General features: G+C 40.8%; 18 protein-coding genes. 10 read left to right on the forward strand and 8 right to left on the reverse strand.

Annotated features, from left to right (window positions below; all coding sequences use genetic code 11):
• Nucleotides 1–118: 118 nt before the first annotated feature.
• The 10 genes from MHB67_RS13220 to MHB67_RS13265 all read left to right on the forward strand — a co-directional run bounded on the left by MHB67_RS13220 (nt 119) and on the right by MHB67_RS13265 (nt 11287).
• Complete coding sequence (locus MHB67_RS13220) at nt 119–922, forward strand: NAD kinase (RefSeq protein WP_024424814.1); 804 nt, start codon at nt 119–121, stop codon at nt 920–922.
• Between the two features lie 113 nt (nt 923–1035).
• Nucleotides 1036–2478 (forward strand): DEAD/DEAH box helicase, encoded by a 1443-nt coding sequence (locus tag MHB67_RS13225; protein WP_257803006.1) that lies wholly within the window; start codon nt 1036–1038, stop codon nt 2476–2478.
• Between the two features lie 188 nt (nt 2479–2666).
• Nucleotides 2667–3722: a fatty acid desaturase gene (locus MHB67_RS13230; protein WP_024424816.1), complete on the forward strand. Its 1056-nt coding sequence runs from the start codon at nt 2667–2669 to the stop codon at nt 3720–3722.
• A 118-nt stretch (nt 3723–3840) separates the two neighbouring features.
• Entirely contained in the window at nt 3841–4977 is a 1137-nt protein-coding gene (locus tag MHB67_RS13235; RefSeq protein ID WP_024424817.1) for a sensor histidine kinase, read from the forward strand.
• Nucleotides 4974–5573: a response regulator transcription factor gene (locus MHB67_RS13240; protein WP_024424818.1), complete on the forward strand. Its 600-nt coding sequence runs from the start codon at nt 4974–4976 to the stop codon at nt 5571–5573. Before MHB67_RS13235 ends, MHB67_RS13240 begins: the two co-directional genes overlap by 4 nt.
• A gap of 196 nt (nt 5574–5769) precedes the next feature.
• Nucleotides 5770–6690, forward strand: coding sequence for an iron-hydroxamate ABC transporter substrate-binding protein (locus MHB67_RS13245; protein ID WP_024424819.1), 921 nt, complete (start codon nt 5770–5772; stop codon nt 6688–6690).
• A 109-nt stretch (nt 6691–6799) separates the two neighbouring features.
• Entirely contained in the window at nt 6800–7489 is a 690-nt protein-coding gene (locus MHB67_RS13250) for a response regulator transcription factor (RefSeq protein ID WP_056768201.1), read from the forward strand.
• Nucleotides 7489–8493: a sensor histidine kinase gene (locus tag MHB67_RS13255; RefSeq protein WP_073206979.1), complete on the forward strand. Its 1005-nt coding sequence runs from the start codon at nt 7489–7491 to the stop codon at nt 8491–8493. Before MHB67_RS13250 ends, MHB67_RS13255 begins: the two co-directional genes overlap by 1 nt.
• A gap of 105 nt (nt 8494–8598) precedes the next feature.
• Nucleotides 8599–9360: an ABC transporter ATP-binding protein gene (locus MHB67_RS13260; protein ID WP_024426158.1), complete on the forward strand. Its 762-nt coding sequence runs from the start codon at nt 8599–8601 to the stop codon at nt 9358–9360.
• Nucleotides 9350–11287, forward strand: coding sequence for an ABC transporter permease (locus MHB67_RS13265; protein ID WP_172881347.1), 1938 nt, complete (start codon nt 9350–9352; stop codon nt 11285–11287). The genes MHB67_RS13260 and MHB67_RS13265 overlap by 11 nt, the downstream gene beginning before the upstream one ends.
• 38 nt (nt 11288–11325) lie before the next feature.
• Here the strand turns inward: MHB67_RS13265 and MHB67_RS13270 are convergent, their stop codons facing one another.
• The 8 genes from MHB67_RS13270 to MHB67_RS13305 all read right to left on the reverse strand — a co-directional run bounded on the left by MHB67_RS13270 (nt 11326) and on the right by MHB67_RS13305 (nt 19262).
• A complete protein-coding gene (locus MHB67_RS13270; RefSeq protein WP_185853764.1) occupies nt 11326–12678 on the reverse strand; it encodes an amidohydrolase family protein in 1353 nt (450 codons plus the stop codon).
• A gap of 176 nt (nt 12679–12854) precedes the next feature.
• The gene (locus MHB67_RS13275; RefSeq protein ID WP_166644691.1) at nt 12855–13031 is read right to left on the reverse strand and encodes a hypothetical protein; all 177 of its coding nucleotides are present in this window, start codon (nt 13029–13031) and stop codon (nt 12855–12857) included.
• Between the two features lie 16 nt (nt 13032–13047).
• Nucleotides 13048–13800 (reverse strand): hypothetical protein, encoded by a 753-nt coding sequence (locus MHB67_RS13280; RefSeq protein ID WP_342492560.1) that lies wholly within the window; start codon nt 13798–13800, stop codon nt 13048–13050.
• A 253-nt stretch (nt 13801–14053) separates the two neighbouring features.
• Nucleotides 14054–14668 (reverse strand): LysE/ArgO family amino acid transporter, encoded by a 615-nt coding sequence (locus MHB67_RS13285; protein ID WP_248351540.1) that lies wholly within the window; start codon nt 14666–14668, stop codon nt 14054–14056.
• Between the two features lie 132 nt (nt 14669–14800).
• A complete protein-coding gene (locus MHB67_RS13290) occupies nt 14801–16381 on the reverse strand; it encodes an acyl--CoA ligase (RefSeq protein WP_149126381.1) in 1581 nt (526 codons plus the stop codon).
• A gap of 226 nt (nt 16382–16607) precedes the next feature.
• Nucleotides 16608–16820 carry an alpha/beta-type small acid-soluble spore protein gene (locus MHB67_RS13295; protein ID WP_024424829.1) on the reverse strand — a complete coding sequence of 71 codons (213 nt, stop codon included), beginning with the start codon at nt 16818–16820 and terminating at the stop codon, nt 16608–16610.
• An 89-nt stretch (nt 16821–16909) separates the two neighbouring features.
• On the reverse strand, nt 16910–18115 hold the full coding sequence (thiI, locus tag MHB67_RS13300; RefSeq protein ID WP_073206991.1) for a tRNA uracil 4-sulfurtransferase ThiI: 1206 nt from the start codon (nt 18113–18115) through the stop codon (nt 16910–16912).
• 4 nt (nt 18116–18119) lie between these two features.
• Nucleotides 18120–19262: a cysteine desulfurase family protein gene (locus MHB67_RS13305; RefSeq protein WP_073206994.1), complete on the reverse strand. Its 1143-nt coding sequence runs from the start codon at nt 19260–19262 to the stop codon at nt 18120–18122.
• Nucleotides 19263–19456 lie beyond the last annotated feature (194 nt).

The raw sequence follows: 19456 nt of genomic DNA on the forward strand, positions 1-19456 counted from the left end.
GATGGTTCTTTCTAAAGTTTTTACTTTCATATGAAAAAAGTGTAAAATGTGAGCAAGGGTTTTCATGTAAGCCCTTTATCATTGAAAATTATTTTTGACAGCAAAGGGGAGAACGTCAATGACAGACAATCGTCGCAATGTATTTTTCTTTTACAAAAAAGATCATGAATTGGATGGACACATTTCTTCTCTCGAGAAGCTCGCTACCGATCAGGGCTTTCACGTCGTCAAGCGTGCAGAGGATGCCCATATTATTGCTTCAATTGGCGGGGATGGCACATTTCTTCAAGCAGTACGTAAAACAAACTTCCGGGATGACTGCTTGTATGTAGGGGTATCAAAATCAGAAAATACGCACTTATACTGCGATTTCTCGTTAGAGCATTTTGATAAAATGATTGATGCCATGAACACTGAACAGCTTGAAGTGAGAAAATACCCAATCATCGATGTAAGCGTTGACAGTACAAACCAGTTCCATTGCTTAAATGAACTGTCGATCCGCTCCAGCATTATTAAAACATTTGTGATCGATGTGTATATAGATGATTTCCACTTTGAAACATTTAGAGGCGACGGCATGATTATTTCCACTCCGACTGGTTCAACGGCTTACAATAAATCCGTGAGCGGCGCCGTGGTTGATCCGATGCTTCCTTGTATGCAAGTCACAGAGCTTGCATCGCTGAATAATAACTCGTACCGTACATTAGGCGCTCCTTTCATCTTGAGCAGTGACCGCAAGCTGACGCTGAAGGTAGTGCAGGATGGAAACGATCATCCAATTATCGGGCTTGATAACGAAGCGCTCGGCACAAAACACGTCAAACAAATTGACATTGGCCTTTCAGGAAAAGTCATTAAAACGGTGAAATTAAAAGACAACTCTTACTGGGAAAAAGTAAAACGCAGATTCCTTTGAGATTTGTCCGCGCGCTGAAAGCTCCTTTATGGGGCTTTTTTTTATGTCTTTTCATTCACGGTCATGGTTATGGTATGATGTCACAAGTATGAATGTACGAAAAGGAGAACACGATGACATTACAACATTTTAATCAATATCCATTAAGTGATGAATTGAAACAAGCGCTTGAAGCGCTTCACTTCCATACACCTACACCCGTTCAGCACGAGACATTATCCGTTGCTTTTTCAAAGCAGGATTTAATCGTCAAATCTCAGACTGGCAGCGGCAAGACTGCAGCTTATGGTCTGCCGATTTGTGAAATGGTTGATTGGGCTGAAAATAAACCTCAAGCCCTCATCCTCGTTCCAACACGAGAACTCGCCATGCAGGTCAAACAAGACCTCACAAGCCTCGGGCGATTCAAACGAATCAAAGCCGCAGCCATTTATGGAAAAGCCTCTTTTCAAGCGCAGAAAGTAGAGCTTTCACAGAAAAACCATATTGTATGCGGGACACCAGGCCGCATTTTGGATCATCTTGAGAAAGGCACCCTTTCTTTAGAAAATCTCAAATTTTTCGTGTTAGATGAAGCGGATGAGATGCTGAACATGGGATTTATCGATCAAGTCTCTTCTATTATTCAGTATCTGCCGCCAAAGCGCATGTCGATGCTGTTTTCAGCGACAATGTCTGATGACATGAAGAAATTGAGCGAACAGTTTTTACAATCACCAAAAGTCATTGAGATTGCACGTGAAGAAACGTCTGTACAGCAAATCACCCACACCGTCATTGAAACGGAAGAAGAATCGAAATTCTCCCTTCTTCAGCGTACGATCGTCATTGAAAATCCAGATAGCTGCATTATTTTCTGTAATACACAAGACAGAGTGAATGAACTCACACTGAAGCTGGACGAATGGGATGTGCCCTGTGACAAAATTCATGGCGGCATGAGACAGGAAGACCGCTTTGATGTGATGGATGAATTTAAAAAAGGTGAATTCCGTTATCTGATCGCAACAGATATAGCAGCCCGGGGAATTGATGTCAGTGATATGACACATGTCATTCATTATGATCTCCCTTATGAAAAAGAGCGCTATATTCACCGGACTGGCAGAACAGGCAGAGCGGGAAAAAGCGGGAAAACGATTGCGTTTATGACAAAGAATGCAAAACCGCTTATTGATGAATTAAAGCAGGATGCCGGCATAGACTTTCAAACACAGCCTTATCCGACAAAGGAAGAAGCAGAGGAGCATGTAGAAAGCTTCGAAGAGAAAATTGAAACGCCTGTTCAAAAGGAAAATAAACAGGCAGGCGTTGAGAAGGATATTATGAAGCTCTATTTTAACGGCGGAAAGAAAAAGAAGCTGCGGGCTGTTGATTTCGTTGGGACCATTGCCAAAATAGAAGGCGTTGCATTCGATGACATTGGGATTATTACGATTCAAGACACAAAAACATATGTAGATATTTTAAACGGCAAAGGCCCTCTTGTGCTGAATGCTATGCGCCACACAACCATTAAAGGCAAGCAGTTAAAAGTACATGAAGCACGTTCATAAAAAGTGAGGGCCCAGCGCCTTTACTTTTTTTATTTATATTGAAATAAGCTCAAAACCGTATCCCATCAGCCTTTTTGATGACAAACATGACAAATGTCATATTGAATACATGATGGGTGCTACTATGAGCATGACACCTTTCCTTCTATACTTTGAAGTAGAAAGAAACGGAAAGGACTTGAACGTTCATGACGACTTCAACAAACACACAGCAGCAAGCTACTTTAAGAAAACAAGTGGGTCAATTCTCTGGTGCTGATTCGAAAAAAAGTATCATTCAACTCTTTAATACATTCATTCCATTTTTAGGGCTTTGGTTTCTTGCCTATTATAGCCTGAATATCTCCTACCTTTTAACCCTCTTTTTTGCGGTTATTGCAGCTGGGTTTTTAGTGCGTGTCTTTATTATTTTTCACGACTGCTGCCATCAATCCTTTTTTAAACAGAAGCCGCTAAATCACCTGTTCGGTTTTTTAACGGGCGTACTCACCCTTTTCCCTTATCTTCAATGGCAACGAGATCATTCCATTCACCATGCCACAAGCAGTAATTTAGACAAACGAGGTACTGGCGACATTTGGCTCCTAACAGTCAAAGAATATCAAGAAGCATCAGCATGGACGAAATTTCGCTACAGATTTTATCGTAACCCTTTTGTGATGTTTATTTTAGGACCGATCTTTGTTTTTCTCTTAAAAAACCGTTTCAACGTCAAAAATGCTCGTAAAAAAGAGCGTTGGAACACGTATTTCACAAACGTGAGCATCATTGCGTTAGCAGCCGCAACATGTCTTCTTTTTGGCTGGCAGGAATTCCTGCTTGTTCAAGGTCCGATCTTCCTGATCTCAGGATCTATCGGTGTATGGTTGTTTTATGTACAGCATACGTTTGAGGACTCTTATTTTGAAGCAGATGAACATTGGAACTATGTGCAGGCAGCTGTTGAAGGAAGCTCCTTTTACAAATTGCCAAAGCTTCTTCAATGGTTAACAGGTAATATCGGCTACCATCATGTCCATCATTTAAGCCCAAGAGTACCGAATTATCTTTTAGAGCATGCCCATGACCAAAGTGAACCGCTGCAAAATGTCCCGACCATCACGTTGAAAACAAGCCTTGAGTCGATGAAATTTAGACTGTGGGATGAGGAAACGAAAGCATTTGTGACGTTTAGAGAAGCACGGCAATCTAAGAAGATGAACGTTCCTGTTATCAAAGGAGACATTCTCAAGAAAAATGCATAATCGGCGCAGGCTCTTTCTTACACGAGAAGGGGCTTGTTGTCATTTACAGGATGCAGCAATAGGCTGAATTTGATAAAGTAAGGAAAAACAATGAAAAACGAAAAAAGGTGGCACACGGATGAAAAAACAGTTTAAACTTCAAAAATTGCATGGGATTTCCCCCTATATATGGGCCATTTTTTTCATCCTGCCCTTCTATTTTATCCTTAAGACACCTTCGACTTTAGGTATTGTGATCGGCATTATTTTGAACGTCGTCTTTTTCGCTGTGTATCGTTTTGCCTTTGTTGCAAAAGGCTGGTCATTATATGTCTTTGGCCTATTATTGATCGGCATTTCAACTGGTTATGTGATGCTCTACAGCTATATTTATTTCGCTTTTTGCATCGCCTATTTTAACGGACATATTAAACGAAAAGTTCCCTTTTATATCTTGTACTATATCCATCTGGCGAGCGCCGCCGTGGCAGTGAACTTTAGTTTGATCTTAAAAAAGGGCTGGTTTCTCACACAAATTCCTTTTGTCGTCATCACCCTGATTAGTGCCATTCTTCTTCCTCTCAGCATTCGGAGCAGGAAGGAACGTGAACGGCTTGAGGAGAAATTAGAATATGCCAATGAACGGATTGCAGATCTTGTGAAGCTTGAAGAAAGGCAGCGCATTGCACGCGACCTGCATGACACCCTTGGACAAAAGCTTTCTTTGATCGGTTTAAAAAGTGATCTTGCCCGTAAACTCGTGTATAAAGACCCTGAACAGGCTCGTGCCGAACTCAAAAGCGTCCAGCAGACCGCCAGAACGTCTCTCAATGAAGTACGGAAGATTGTTTCCTCCATGAAAGGCATCCGAATCAAAGATGAAATGTCGAACATCGAGCAAATTCTCGAAGCAGCTGGAATTGAATTGATTTATGATGAAAAGGAAGCACCGAAACACATCTCACTTCTGAACGAAAACATTGTGAGCATGTGCATCAAAGAGGCGGTGACGAATGTCGTCAAACATAGTGATGCAACGGTTTGTAAAATTACCATTCACCAAAAGTCAAAGGAAGCCATCATCACCGTTGAGGACGACGGAACATTTAAAGGCGACTATCCATCCTCTCAAACGAAGGGTCACGGCCTTTTAGGAATAAGAGAAAGATTGGAATTTGCAAATGGCCGCCTGCGGATTGAAACAAAAGACGGGACAAAGCTCATTATGAGCATTCCAAATGATTCAGCAGCAAAAGAAAAGGAGGGTATGAAATGATCAATATCTTTATCGCAGAAGATCAGCAAATGCTGCTTGGTGCACTCGGTTCACTTCTCGATTTAGAAGACGATATGACGGTTGTTGGAAAAGGTACAAATGGCCAAGATGCCATCGATTTTGCCAAAACACATCCTGTTGATATTTGCTTAATGGATATTGAAATGCCGGGAAAATCCGGACTTGATGCAGCGGAAGAGCTCAAAGGATCAGATGTGAAAATCATTATTTTAACGACCTTTGCCCGCTCCGGTTATTTCCAAAGGGCGCTAAAAGCGGGCGTCAGCGGCTACATGCTGAAAGACAGTCCAAGCGAGGAGCTGGCAAGTGCGATTCGCAGTGTGATGAAAGGGAAAAAGGTGTATGCCCCTGAATTGATGGAAGACTTATATAGTGATGAAAATCCTTTAACGGAGCGAGAGAAATCAGTCCTTGAACTCGTCGCAGACGGTAAAAACACAAAAGAAATTGCAAAAGAACTCAGCATCAAAAGCGGCACTGTCCGGAACTACATTTCCATTATTTTAGATAAGCTGGAAGTGAAAAACCGAATCGAGGCCATTACACGTTCAAAAGAAAAAGGCTGGTTTAAATAAGAAAAAAGATCAGGACACATGCTGCCTTGATCTTTTTTTATTGAAAATCCCCTTTTATTTTTTATTACCAGCTATCAAAATGTCATTGACAACAGCCTACAGTCCTATGATATGATATCCAAGTGATAATAATTATCATTATCACTAATACAACCAATATCCGGCTTATGCGCCGATTTCAAAGGAGTCTACATTCATGAAGAAAATATTGTTCCCTCTGATGCTCATCTTTGTACTTGCATTGAGCGCATGTGGCAATAGCAGCAGCTCTTCCTCAAATAAAGGAAATCAATCAGCATCATCAGACAAAATTACATATCAATCTGAAAATGGGCCTGTGAAGCTGCCAGCGCATCCAAAACGTGTTGTTGTGCTCGGTTCTTACACAGGGAATGTCATGTCACTTGGTGTGAACCTTGTCGGCGTTGACTCTTGGTCCAAAAAGAATCCGCGCTTCCAAAAGAAATTAAAAAATGTGGAAGAAGTATCTGATGCAAATGTAGAGAAAATCATGAAGCTAAAGCCTGATGTCATCATTGGCTTAAGCAATACTAAAAATGTAGAAAAACTCAAAAAAATCGCACCAACCGTTTTGTTTACGTATAACAAAGTTGATTACCTTCAGCAGCACATTGAAATTGGAAAAGTTTTAAACAAAGAAAAAGAAGCAAAAGCTTGGGTAAAAGATTTCAAAAAACGCGCAGCTGAAGCTGGAAAAGAAATCAAAGCAAAAATCGGTAAAGATGCAACAGTGTCTGTCTTTGAAAGCGGCACAAAAGATCTTTACGTTTTTGGAGATGCATGGGGCCGCGGAACAGAAATTCTCTATCAAGCAATGAAACTGAAAATGCCTGAGAAAGTGAAAGAAAAAGCATTAAAAGCCGGCTACTACGCGGTTTCACAGGAAGTCATTCCTGAATTTGCTGGAGACTATATGATCATTAGTAAAAACAGCGAAATGGACAATTCCTATCAAAACAGTGAAATTTACAAGTCCATCCCAGCTGTCAAAAAACATCGTGTGTATGAAGCCAATGCAGAGGAATTCTATTTTAATGACCCACTCACACTTGAATTCCAACTATCATTCTTTAAAAAGCACTTTTTAGGTAAATAAGCTGAAGCAAGGGACCTCTTCCCTTGCTTTTTTCTTGTCTGGTTCTAGCGGCAGGTCCTTTTTTCCGCTACAATGACAACAAGCGAATACAAAAAGTGTGGTGCTGATTTTGTTTAAGATTTTACTAATTGAAGATGATACAACCCTCTTCCAGGAAATCAAAGAACGTCTAGTTAACTGGTCCTATGATGTCTATGGGATTCAAAATTTTCATCAGGTGCTTCAGGAATTCACGTCTGTCCAGCCTGATCTCGTCATTATAGATATACAGCTGCCAAAATACGATGGCTTTCACTGGTGCCGGATGATTCGGCATCATTCAAATGTTCCAATCATCTTCCTCTCCTCAAGAGACCATCCAGCTGATATGGTCATGTCAATGCAGCTCGGTGCCGATGATTTTGTGCAAAAGCCCTTCCATTTTGACGTGCTCATTGCCAAAATAAGTGCTGTTCTTCGCCGCGTGCATGATTATAGTGCAGAACCGGCCAGCCTAAAGGTATGGTGCGGCGCTGCGATTGACCTAGAAAAAAATACCGTAACAAATGATCATGGTGAGGTTGAATTAACAAAAAATGAGTTATTTATTCTCAAGGAATTGATTCAGCATAAAAATCATATCGTAAGCCGTGAATCACTCATTCAAGCATTGTGGGAGGATGAACGGTTTGTCAGTGACAACACACTGACTGTAAACGTCAACCGCCTCAGAAAAAAACTAGACGAGATCTCCCTTGGCGCCTTCATTGAGACAAAAGTGGGTCAGGGCTATCTTGCAAAGGAAAAGGATGATCAATGATGCTGCAAGCATTTTTAAAAGAACGAAGAAGCTGGATTCTTTTCTTTCTTAGTTTGCAGCTCCTCATTCTGTTTGTTGCTTATTTGGATACGACCATTCCAATCGCTTCTCTTTTTTATATTGTGCTATTGTCTACGTTTCTCATGATTGTCTTTCTCTTTTTCCGATACCGAAAAGAAACGGCTTATTATGAGAGGTTGAAAGAATGGGATGATGACATTGAACATCAAATACGGCTAACCCCCTCTTCCCCATTTGAGCAGCTCATCCATGATGCAACGTCAGAGCAAATCGCACGCTACCGGCAGATGGCAGCAGAGCAGAAAATCGCTCTCGAAGAAGAAAAAGATGAATTGCTCTCTTGGATACATGAGGTCAAAACCCCCCTTACAGCGATGCGCTTAATGATTGACCGCTTAACAGATCAGCAGCTGAAATCAAATATGACGTATGAGTGGCTCAGAATACATTTATTACTTGATGCCCAGCTGCACCAAAGCAGAGTACGTCATATTGAAAATGATTTATTCATTGAAAAGCTGGACCTGCAAAGCATCATAGCAAAAGAAATCAAAGCGCTCCAATCCTGGTGTATGCAAAAAGGAATCGGCTTTGAGCTGACGCTGGAGGAACGCACCGTATTAAGTGATATAAAATGGTTATCCTTTATGATCAGACAGGTACTCACAAATGCAGTCAAATACAGCCATTCTTCCGATATTGTCATTGAAAGCAAGCAAATAAATGACCAAGTCATGCTGACGATCACAGATCAAGGCAGAGGAATTGATCCAAGAGACATCTCTCGTATTTTTGAAAAAGGCTTTACCTCAACTAGACATCACAATGACACCGCCTCAACAGGAATGGGGCTCTATTTAACGAAAAAAGGAGCAGACGCTCTTCATATGACGCTCGAGGTCAACTCCACGATAGATCAAGGGACAACCTTCACCTTCATCTTTCCGAAAAAGAATGATTTTGTTCATATTGCGAGCATGTGACAACAATGTCACATGCTCGTCTGTTTTGTTCGCCAAATCGAAGGACGTTTGGCAGCCTTCTTTTTATACTAGAGATATCAATTAAAAGAAAAAGGGGTTCAGCAAATGAACATTTTAGAAGCTCGCAAAATTTATAAAAGCTATGGAAATAAATTCAACAAACAAGAGGTGCTCAGCGGCATTGATTTGACCATTGAAGCCGGGGAATTTGTTAGTATCATGGGGCCATCAGGCTCGGGGAAAACAACCCTTCTGAACGTATTGTCCTCTATCGATCATGTGTCCAGCGGATCCATTCGTATTGCAGATGCTGAGATGACGCAAATGAAGGATCAGCAGCTCGCGGAATTTAGAAAAAAGCAGCTTGGCTTTGTTTTTCAAGATTATAATTTACTTGATACACTCACAGTCAAAGAAAACATCCTTTTGCCTTTATCCATCTCCAAAACGCCAAAAAAAGAAGCTTTTGAACGTTTTCAGCAGCTCGCAGAAGACATGGGCATTTATGAACTAAGAGATAAATATCCGAATGAACTCTCTGGCGGACAAAAGCAGCGGACATCGGCGGTTCGTGCCTTCATTCATGAACCAAGTCTTATTTTCGCTGATGAACCTACAGGGGCACTTGATTCCAAATCGGCATCTGACCTGCTCAACAAGCTGCAAGATTTCAACCGTAAACGAAAAGCGACCATTGTGATGGTAACTCATGATCCTGTCGCAGCCAGCTATTCAAGCCGCGTCATTTTTATCAAGGATGGACAGATTTATACACAGTTGAATAAAGGCGCTTTAGAAAGAAAAATGTTTTTCGAGGATATTATGAAAACGCAAGGTGTCTTAGGCGGTGTGAAGCATGAACATTAATCAGCTCATCTTCCGTAACTTGAAGAAAAATTTGAAGAATTACTATTTATATGTGTTTGCTCTCGTGTTTAGTGTTGCACTCTATTTTTCCTTTGTCACCTTGCAGTATTCGCCAGCACTTGATGGTGTAAAAGGCTCCATTAAAGGCGGCGCTTCAATTAAAGCCGCTTCGGTTCTGCTCATTGCGATCGTCGGTATTTTCCTGCTATATGCGAATAGCATTTTTATTAAACGCAGAGGAAAAGAAATAGGTCTCCTTCAGCTCATCGGCATGACGAAACAAAAAATTGCCAGACTGCTCAATGCAGAAAACTTTATCCTGTACGTGACAGCCATGGTTATCGGCATCATTGCCGGCTTTATCGGTTCAAAGCTGATGCTGATGGTGTTATTTAAAGTGACTGGTGTTAACGCCATCGCCAATCTGCATTTTTCAGGCATGGCCCTTCTGCAAACACTTTTTGTCTTTTTCATTATCTATGGATTGATTATGCTGAGAAATAGGCGTTTTATTAAAAAACAGACGATTTTATCTTTGTTTAGAACAACATCTTCGACAGAACAGCGTGTGAAAAAGATCTCTATCTTTGAAATCATCATTGGTGTTTTCGGTATTGTCTTGATCAGCTCAGGCTATTATATTTCTTCTAAGCTTTTTACCGGCTCATATACGTCGATGTTTGAGTTACTTTTAGCCATGATTTATATTCTAGCCTCTGTCATCATCGGTACCTTTCTTTTTTATAAAGGCTCTGTTTCTTTCATTGCCAATATCGTACGTAAAAGAAAAAATGGCTATCTCGCCATTCATGAAGTGTTATCTTTGTCATCCATTATGTTCAGGCTAAAATCAAATGCACTGCTTTTAACAATTATTACAACCGTATCTGCACTGGCCATCGGTTTGCTGGCTCTTAGCTACATTTCCTATTACTCAGCAGAAAAAACCGCTGAGCAGCAAATTCCAGCTCATTTCGTCATGGGCTCAGAAAAAGAAGCAGCCACCTTCACTCGTGCACTTTCTGACAAACATATTGCTTATGATCAAAAGCAGGTCAAAGTGATTCAAGCGAAATTTGATGCGAAAAAAATCATGGATTCAGAGTTGAAAAATATGAATAATGATCCAGGCGTATTGACACTGCCTGTGATCAGTGAGAAAAACGCACCAAATATTCATGTAGAGAACAACGAAGTTATTTTAAGCGGCTACAGTGATCTATTAAAAAAATTCATGCCGATTCAAAGCTCAGGCGATGTGAAGCTTCTCATCAAGGAGCCTATTGATTTGAAAGTCATGGATATGAAGAAAGATTATCTCATTTCATACAACTTCACTTTTGGCGGTCTGCCTGTTGCCGTCGTGAGTCAACATGTTTTTGAGCAGCTCGACAAACAGAAAAATCCAAAGCTGCAGCTTGAGAATAGCCAATATAACGCAGTCAATATAAAAGATGATCAAAATCTTGAACAAGCAAATCGCGTGTTTACATCTTTAAAACTAAGTGACAACAGCATGTCTCAATTATCTTCAGCTCAGCAGCAAAAACAAACAATAGGACTAATGATGTTTGTGGTCGGGTTTTTAGGTCTCAGCTTCCTTGTCACATCAGGCTGTATTTTATACTTTAAACAAATGAATGAAAGTGAAGAGGAACAAAGCTCCTACACGATCTTGCGTAAGCTTGGTTTTACTGAGAAGGATCTATTAAAAGGCATCCGGCTTAAACAGCTGTTTAACTTTGGGATTCCGCTCATCATCGGATTGCTGCACAGCTACTTTGCTGTACAATCAGGCTGGTTTTTGTTCGGCGGAGAATTGTGGACTCCAATGCTTATCGTCATGGCGATTTACACTGCCCTCTATTCTGTCTTCGGATTCCTGTCTGTCCAATATTATAAAAAGGTCATCAAAGAATCCTTGTAAACAATTCCCCATAGGCATCGCCTATGGGGTTATTTTATTTACGAAGGTGTCGATTCAAACTTGTGTGATAAAATATGGTCTCTTGCTGCATAAGCTTTTCGTTTGACCTCTTCTAGGTTCACATCAACAAGCTTTCCGTTTCGTTTCACTGCTTTTCCAGCCACATAAACAGAATCAACATTTGAAGGGTGTGCCGTTTGGACAACCGCGCCAGCCGGATCTGTCATCGGCAGAAGATTCATGCTTGTCCGGTCGATTAGGATGAAATCAGCTTCTTTCCCAGGTGTAAGCGACCCAATTTTATGATCGAGCTGTAATGCACGAGCCCCATTGATCGTCGCAGCCTCAAGCATTTGATGAGCAGACAGCCCAAGTTCAGGCCCCGGCATGATCCCATCCATTAACAACGATTGATTTTGGATCGCGCGCTCTGCTTGAAGCCCGAATTTCATTTGGGCAAACAAATCTCCTCCTGTCGCTGTCACTACGTCTACACCGAGCGTTGGAAGAACACCTTGTTCAATCGCAAGTCCTGTGACAGGATAACCGTGACCCATCATCATTTCAATTTCAGGGGTAATGGATATAGAGCTTCCGCTGTCTGCCAGCATCTTCATTTGATCCGCATCAATTGCATTAATATGCACCATGTTCAAATCCGGTCCGAGTAACCCTGCTTTATGAAGCCGCTCAATCGATCGATCCTCCGCTCCCCAATTCCCAAAGCCGATGTGCATACTACATAGAGCATCTAGAGACCGGGCTGTTTCAATTTCAAATAGCGACGTCTCCCATGAAGAAAACTCTGGACCACGAATCGCAAGTCCCATTGTTAAAAGCTGATCTGATGATTGAAAATGCGCTTTTTTCACACGTGCTGCGTCCTCCATATTAGTGAGCGTACTCTCTCTATCCCAATACTCAGCATCTCCAGAAGAACCAAAAGCAAAAACAGCTCGTATGCCCGCATCTTTTAATCCTCCAATAAGCTCTTCTGTATGATCCAATGAATTGATCATCGTCCAGTCTAAAAACGTGGTCACACCTGCATCTAAAGCTTCTAATGCCCCTAAATAATTGGCGATTCGATCGTCGGATGGGCGTCTCATCGCTCCATAGTTGCCATAATAGATTTTGCTCAAATATGTCTGCAAAGACCAATCTGTTCCTATCCCCCGGATGACAGACTGCCACACATGCCGATGTGTATCTACAAGACCTGGCATGATGACCATATCAGATGCATCAACGATGTCTGCATCACTTACTTCAATTGAAGGTCCTACTTCTAAAATGTATTTCCCTTCAATTAATAAATCTCCCTTTTCAAGAAAACCTACAGTTGGATCCAATGTTAAGAGAGCTGCATCTTTAAACAATGTTTTCTTCATCCATATCCCCCTTTTCAAATGACGAGGATGAGTGCCCCCGCCTCAATGTCATTTTAAAACAGAACAGGATCAAATTAGAAGAAAAGTGACTTATCTCAACATATGAAGAGCAGACGTTTCTGAAATAAATGAAAAAAGCATGAGCGTTACGCTCATACTAAGGATTTTTTATCTTATTAATGAAGGGATGCTAAAAGATACGTTATGAAACCAACAATCGGAATGATCGGGATCATTAATTTCAATGTTTTATTCGTATTCTTATATAAATTCCATAGCAACACTGGTATTCCAAATGTTAACGTATCTAAAACAGCAAGAACTACTCCTTTACGCTGTTCTTTATGAGCCATTCTAAATCCCCCCTATTCACCAAACTTTTTTCACACAATAACCGGCCAATCCCGCTGATATACCTCCATTAATCACTGCGCATGCAATACAGCTAGCAGGTCCCGTAAAACAAATATAATAACACGCTCCTAGAACCATTGAACGTAATGGAAGAGATTCATTCGGACCGCTTTTCTTTTTTAAGCAGTTCCAAAACTTGTTCCAGTTAAAACTCGTTTGAATTTCCGAATCATCTATTTGGACAATTTTTTTATTTAATTCCATCATATCTTGCTTTACATCATTTTCACCATAGGTAAAAGATCCTTTTAAAAACTCCCCTTTTTGGTTGATATGGAACTTATTTTTCAATTTTCCATTTTGAAAGAAATATGAGTGCAAATTCCCTTTCTCATCGTATTCCGCAAGTTGAATATAGTGAGCTTTTATTTGGCTCAGTGAAACTGAAATGAAGGAAACATTGTTAAGCAGCTGATTATCTGACTTCTTTTTTTTCAGATAAAAATAAACAACATCCGTTTTAGCAGCTTTCAAATGAACAGCTGCACTTTCTCCATTTAATAGATATCCTTTCTTTTGGGCTAATTCTTTTGCCTCTAAAAATTGAGAGCTTTTTTTTGCCTTTTTTATGAGTTTTTCTGCTGCTTTATCATTTTGTATCTTTTTAAAAGGCTCGTCCTCCTTTACGGTAACAGCGTTTCCAACCGGATATTGTCCTAATAAAAGTGATATGAACAATAACACACAAAACATTTTTCTTATCTTCATCAATAGACTCCTTTAGTAAATTTAATAAAGATTATAATCTTTCAAGGGAAATAATGTAATAGACTAAATTACCAATAAAACCCACTAGTGATAATGTAGCATAAAGCCTACTCTTTATCATTTCCTCCAGGCAATTGCATCTGATTTACCTCTTAAGATCGTACTGACACTGGCTGGAAAGCCTGTCCAATACACAAAAAAAGCGCTGGATCATTACGTCCAAACGCTTCTTTGTTTCATTCTCTATGTACCTTTACACAATCAATTGATACGCAATGTATAACGCAACCAGCCAGATCATGACCGCCGAAGCCTTATTAATACGGTTCATCCATTTGCCGTTTGTATCTAACTTTCCTAACATCTTCCCTACAAGGGCGAGCCCCATAAACCATAACCAGGACACGATGATACAGGCAAGTGTGAACGCCAGCTTTTCTGCCCCGCTATATTGCAGCGAATTCGTACCAATGACACCAATTGTATCGAGAATCGCATGGGGATTTAAAAGAGAAACTGAACAGGCAAATACAATTTGTTTTCTTGCAGGCATTAATTTCTGCTTCTCTTGATCACCTGAAGATGAGCTTGTGTTCCATACAGACCATCCCATATACACTAAAAAACAGAAACCAATGATATAAAGACCGATTTGCAGCACAGGAATGGTAAACACCACAACAGAAACACCTATGACAGCTAAAGCAATTAAAAGTGTGTCACAAAGAGCAGCCGTGATGACGACAGGCATTGCTCGATATAATCGAGGCTGCAGCGCTCCTTGTTGAAATACAAATACATTTTGTGCACCCAAAGGTAAAATGAGACCAAAGGCAAGCACAATTCCATGAATGATCGCAATGGACATCTACTAACATTCTCCTTTTTCAGAAATTCCTACATATTTTAACACAAAGCCTCCTGCCTGCTTTCAACGAATTTCATTTTCCGTACAAAAAAAGCGCCGGATGCTTCCATCCGAACGCTTCTCGCTTCTTTATTATTGACCTTTTCGTGCAAGCTCTCTTTCTCTCAGCTCTACACGGCGAATTTTCGCTGACGGAGTTTTTGGCAGTTCGTCAATGAATTCGATTTCTCTTGGGTATTTGTACGGTGCTGTTGTGTTTTTCACATGTGTTTGCAGCTCTTTGATCAGTTCATCACTTTGTGCAGTTCCATCACGAAGGACGACGTAAGCTTTGACGATTGATCCTCTGATTTCATCTGGGCTCGCCACAACTGCACATTCCTTCACTGCTGGATGCTTGATCAGTGCATCTTCTACTTCAAACGGTCCAATTGTATAGCCTGAGCTGACAATGATGTCATCTCTGCGGCTTTCAAACCAGAAGTACCCATCTTCGTCTTTTTTCGCGCGGTCACCCGTAATAAAGTAATTGCCACGGCGCTGCGCTTTTGTACGCTCTTCGTCTTTATAGTATTCCTTAAATAAAGCCGGCGTTTCAAGATGGACCGCAATGTCACCAATTTCTCCAGGTGCGCAGACGTTTCCATCCTCATCAATGATATCTACTTCGTTGCCAGGGGTTGGTTTTCCCATACTGCCTGGCTTGATATCCATTCCTTTTAACACCCCTACGAGCAGTGTGCTTTCAGTTTGGCCATAGCCGTCTCGTACTTCTATATCGAAATGCTTTTTGAATGTATCAATGACTTCACGGTTCAGCGGCTCTCCCGCAGAAACAGCACTATGCAGCTTCGGCAGCTCGTACTGACTTAAATCATCTACTTTTGCCATAAAACGGTATTCTGTTGGTGTACAGCATAGGACATTGATTTCATTATTTTGAAGCAGCTCTAAGTATGTATTTGGATTGAATTTCCCTCCATATACAAAGCCTTCTGCTCCACTGCCTAACACAGATAAGAGGGGGCTCCACACCCATTTTTGCCAGCCTGGTCCTGCTGTCGCCCATACTTTATCTCCTTCATTAATGGAGAGCCATGCTTTGGCAGCTGTGCGTAAATGTGCATACGCCCATCCGTGTGTATGAACAACCCCTTTAGGGTTCCCTGTTGTACCTGATGTATAGGATAAAAACGCCATGTCTGTGCGCTTTGTCTCTGCCAATTCAAGCTCGTTTGATTGCTCTTCCTTTTGCGCTAGAATGTTTGTCCAGCCATGATCATTTTCGCCGATTGAGAATGTTTTAAAATCGTTTGGTTTTTTGGTTCCGTCGAACGATTGAATGAATGAAGAGTAGACGATCGCTCCTTTTGCTTCTGCGTGTTCAATTCGGTAATCTAAATCTTTCGCACGCAGCATTTCAGAACAAGGAATCACGACCATTCCTGTTTTCAAAATTGCTAAATAAATGCTGTATGCCTCGAGCATGCGCGGCACCATCACAATGATTTTATCGCCTTTTTTGAAGCCTGCTTTTAATAAAACATGTCCGATTTTATTTGCCTCTTCCACTAATGCTGCATACGTCACATGTGCTTCGTGGCCATTGCCATCCTGCCAGTGCAGGGCCATTTTCTCCTTGTCATGACTGAACGCTTCAATCTCACTGACTAAGTTATATTGTTCTGGTGCAATTAAGTCTTCTCTTTTCATGGTACAGCTCCTTTTAGCCTCTTTCTTATGAAACGAAACATGTTTCAATTTACCTATTCTAACACTCATAACTGAAAAATGCTTGAATTAGGACCTACTCCTAGTATTATGCCATAATTTTTTAAATCCGTCTTCTTTTTTAAAAATATTCTAACTATTTATATGTACAAAAAGAAAAGAGCGGGAAGGATCCCGCTCATAAGCCATAGCTTTTAAATTGTGTGTCTTAGAAAGATCCGCCACCCATATGTTGTTGAGCGTAAGATACAAGACGCTTAGTAATTTCTCCACCAACTGATCCGTTAGCGCGAGATGTAGTTTCTGCACCAAGGTTTACACCAAATTCAGAAGCGATTTCGTACTTCATTTGGTCGATAGCTTGTGCAGCGCCTGGTACTAGTAATTGGTTAGAACTGCTTTGTCTGTTTTGTTGAGCCATGTGTTCTCACCTCCTTGTGAATATAGAATGTGTAGAAACACATGACTTCATGCGATTGATTTTATGGTAATTATTATGAAATTTTCGTTTTAGAATAAATCAGCGAATTCGTCTGCTGCTTTCTTTTCATTTGTCACAATAATTGTTTCAATTTGCTCTACTGCCTCGTTCAGCATCGGCTCAAAATCAGCAAAGCTTTCGTAGCGTTCTACCTTCTCAAGCTTTGGTTTTGTTTTAGGAGACGGCGGCGTAAAAATCGTACAGCAATCCTCGAAAGGCTGAATGCTTGTATCGTATGTGCCAATTCGTCTCGCTTCATCAATAATGTCATTTTTATCGACAGCAATGAGCGGGCGAATGATTGGTGTATTGGTCACATGGTTAATAGCATACATGCTTTCAAGTGTCTGGCTTGCCACTTGACCAAGGCTTTCTCCGGTAATAATCGCAAGGGCATCGCGCTTTTCTCTTATTTTGTCAGCTATTTTCAGCATCATTCTTCTTGTTGATGTCATCGTATAGTTTTCAGGTACTTGTTTATGAATCAGCTCTTGAATTTTTGTAAAAGGTACGATGTGAAGCTTCACTTTGCCTCCATATGCTGCCAGGCATTCTGCAAGATCAATGACCTTTTGTTTGGCACGTTCACTTGTATACGGCGGGCTAAAGAAATGCACAGCTTCAATTTCAATTCCGCGTTTCATCGCTTGATAGCCGGCAACTGGGCTGTCGAAGCCGCCTGAAAGCATGAGCATCGCTCTTCCGCTAGAACCGACCGGCAGGCCGCCTGCACCTTTGACATCTTTAAATGTAATGTACGTTGCTTGCTCTCTGATTTCGATACGTAAATGTACATCCGGCTGTTTCACATTGACTGTTAGGTTTTCCGTATTCCTTAGAACATGTCCGCCAATTTCGCGGTTCATTTCATTTGAATCAAGTTCAAATTGTTTATAAGAGCGTTTCGTTGAGACTTTAAATGTATTTCCTTGTTCATATACTTCCTGTACCGCTGTTAGTGCTGCTTCTTTAATCGCATCTAGATTCGTCTCACATTTAACCGCAAGACTAAAGCTCTGAATACCAAATACACTTTTGAGCTGTTCTGAAATCGGTTCAGGGTCTTCTCCGTTTAGCATAATCGTGATGCGGTCTCTATCAGATGCAAGTTTTAATGCTTCAAAATCCTTTAAGACGAACCGAATGTGCTGTCTTAGTTTTTCAATAAATTTCTTTCTATTCTTCCCTTTTGTTGAGATTTCACCAAAACGGACTAAAATATGATCATATTTCATGCTGTTATCTCATTCCTTTTAATTTTTTCACACTTTGTGCGATTGATGTGATGATTTGCGTTGCAAGCTCTGGTCCTTGTCCATACGTCAAGCTGATTCTCATACTGCTTTTGGCTACTTCCTTTGGTTTTCCCATTGCCAGCAGTACACGGCTTGGCTCTTTTTTCTTGGCTGAGCAGGCAGAGGTTGTAGAAACATATATGCCTTCTTTTTCAAGCATATGGAGGAGGACTTCAATTTGAATACCCGGTACTGAAAAATTCACAATGTGCGGCGCACTTTGAGCCCTCGGTGTATTTATCACAATACCTTCTATCTCTCCAAGCTGTTTTTGCAGCTGCGTTTTTAAGTTCAGCATCTCATTATGATACTTGTCAAGCTGTTCAAATGATTGTTTCATGGCTTTTGCTAAGCTGACAGCTCCAGCAGGGTTTTCAGTACCTGAACGAAGCCCTAATTCCTGCTCTCCTCCAGTAATGAAAGGGGCGAGAGTGACATCTTTCTTTAAAAAGAGTGCTCCTGTGCCTTTTAATCCATGAATTTTATGGCCTGACATCGTCAAAAGGTCTACATCCAGCTGTTTATTGAGTGCGACCTTGCACATTCCCTGCACCCCGTCGACATGAAAAAGTGCGTTTTCGGCATGCTCACGAATGATGCCAGCGGCTTCTTCAATCGGCTGGATGGCACCGGTTTCGTTATTGACGTGCATCATGCTGACAAGCACTGTATCAGGGCGAAGCACTTCTTTTAAATGAGTCATATCTGCATGGCCATGCTCATTTACTTGAATATAGGAGATGTCAAAGCCAAATAACGCCTTCAGCTGTTCAAACGATTCAATAACAGAAGGATGCTCTATTTCTGTGGTCACAATATGCTTGCCCCGGTTCATTTTGGCAAGTGCTGCTCCTTTAATGGCAATGTTATTCGCTTCTGTTGCACCAGAAGTAAAAATAATCTCATATTGTTTCAAGCCCGTGTAGTGAAGCATTTGTTTCCTCGTTTCATTTAACAGCCGGCTTGCATCTATCCCGAGCTGATGAAGTGAAGATGGATTTCCAAAATAACGCTCACTCACTTGCTGATATACTTGTAAAACATCTGGATAAGGTTTAGTTGTTGCACTATTATCAAGATAGATCATATTGTAACTCCTTACAAAAAGCTTAAAAAATAAATGCATTTATATGTTACCATAATGAAGTCAGACAGAGAATTTTCTGAAAATGGCAGTTGACAACTTTTCATTTTCAATATATCATCCATAGTGCAATTGTCACATAAACATTTAAATTGTCAGAATATTTTAATTTGACACACTACACTGATTGAGATTGA

Source organism: Bacillus sp. FSL H8-0516, from assembly GCF_038635285.1.
Lineage (GTDB): Bacteria > Bacillota > Bacilli > Bacillales > Bacillaceae > Bacillus > Bacillus safensis.

Coding starts and splice junctions, on each gene's coding strand:
- MHB67_RS13220 (WP_024424814.1), top strand. CDS start 119: ATGACAGACAATCGTCGCAATGTATTTTTCTTTTACAAAAAAGATCAT.
- MHB67_RS13225 (WP_257803006.1), top strand. CDS start 1,036: ATGACATTACAACATTTTAATCAATATCCATTAAGTGATGAATTGAAA.
- MHB67_RS13230 (WP_024424816.1), top strand. CDS start 2,667: ATGACGACTTCAACAAACACACAGCAGCAAGCTACTTTAAGAAAACAA.
- MHB67_RS13235 (WP_024424817.1), top strand. CDS start 3,841: ATGAAAAAACAGTTTAAACTTCAAAAATTGCATGGGATTTCCCCCTAT.
- MHB67_RS13240 (WP_024424818.1), top strand. CDS start 4,974: ATGATCAATATCTTTATCGCAGAAGATCAGCAAATGCTGCTTGGTGCA.
- MHB67_RS13245 (WP_024424819.1), top strand. CDS start 5,770: ATGAAGAAAATATTGTTCCCTCTGATGCTCATCTTTGTACTTGCATTG.
- MHB67_RS13255 (WP_073206979.1), top strand. CDS start 7,489: ATGCTGCAAGCATTTTTAAAAGAACGAAGAAGCTGGATTCTTTTCTTT.
- MHB67_RS13260 (WP_024426158.1), top strand. CDS start 8,599: ATGAACATTTTAGAAGCTCGCAAAATTTATAAAAGCTATGGAAATAAA.
- MHB67_RS13265 (WP_172881347.1), top strand. CDS start 9,350: ATGAACATTAATCAGCTCATCTTCCGTAACTTGAAGAAAAATTTGAAG.
- MHB67_RS13270 (WP_185853764.1), bottom strand. CDS start 12,678: ATGAAGAAAACATTGTTTAAAGATGCAGCTCTCTTAACATTGGATCCA.
- MHB67_RS13275 (WP_166644691.1), bottom strand. CDS start 13,031: ATGGCTCATAAAGAACAGCGTAAAGGAGTAGTTCTTGCTGTTTTAGAT.
- MHB67_RS13280 (WP_342492560.1), bottom strand. CDS start 13,800: ATGAAGATAAGAAAAATGTTTTGTGTGTTATTGTTCATATCACTTTTA.
- MHB67_RS13285 (WP_248351540.1), bottom strand. CDS start 14,668: ATGTCCATTGCGATCATTCATGGAATTGTGCTTGCCTTTGGTCTCATT.
- MHB67_RS13290 (WP_149126381.1), bottom strand. CDS start 16,381: ATGAAAAGAGAAGACTTAATTGCACCAGAACAATATAACTTAGTCAGT.
- MHB67_RS13295 (WP_024424829.1), bottom strand. CDS start 16,820: ATGGCTCAACAAAACAGACAAAGCAGTTCTAACCAATTACTAGTACCA.
- thiI (WP_073206991.1), bottom strand. CDS start 18,115: ATGAAATATGATCATATTTTAGTCCGTTTTGGTGAAATCTCAACAAAA.
- MHB67_RS13305 (WP_073206994.1), bottom strand. CDS start 19,262: ATGATCTATCTTGATAATAGTGCAACAACTAAACCTTATCCAGATGTT.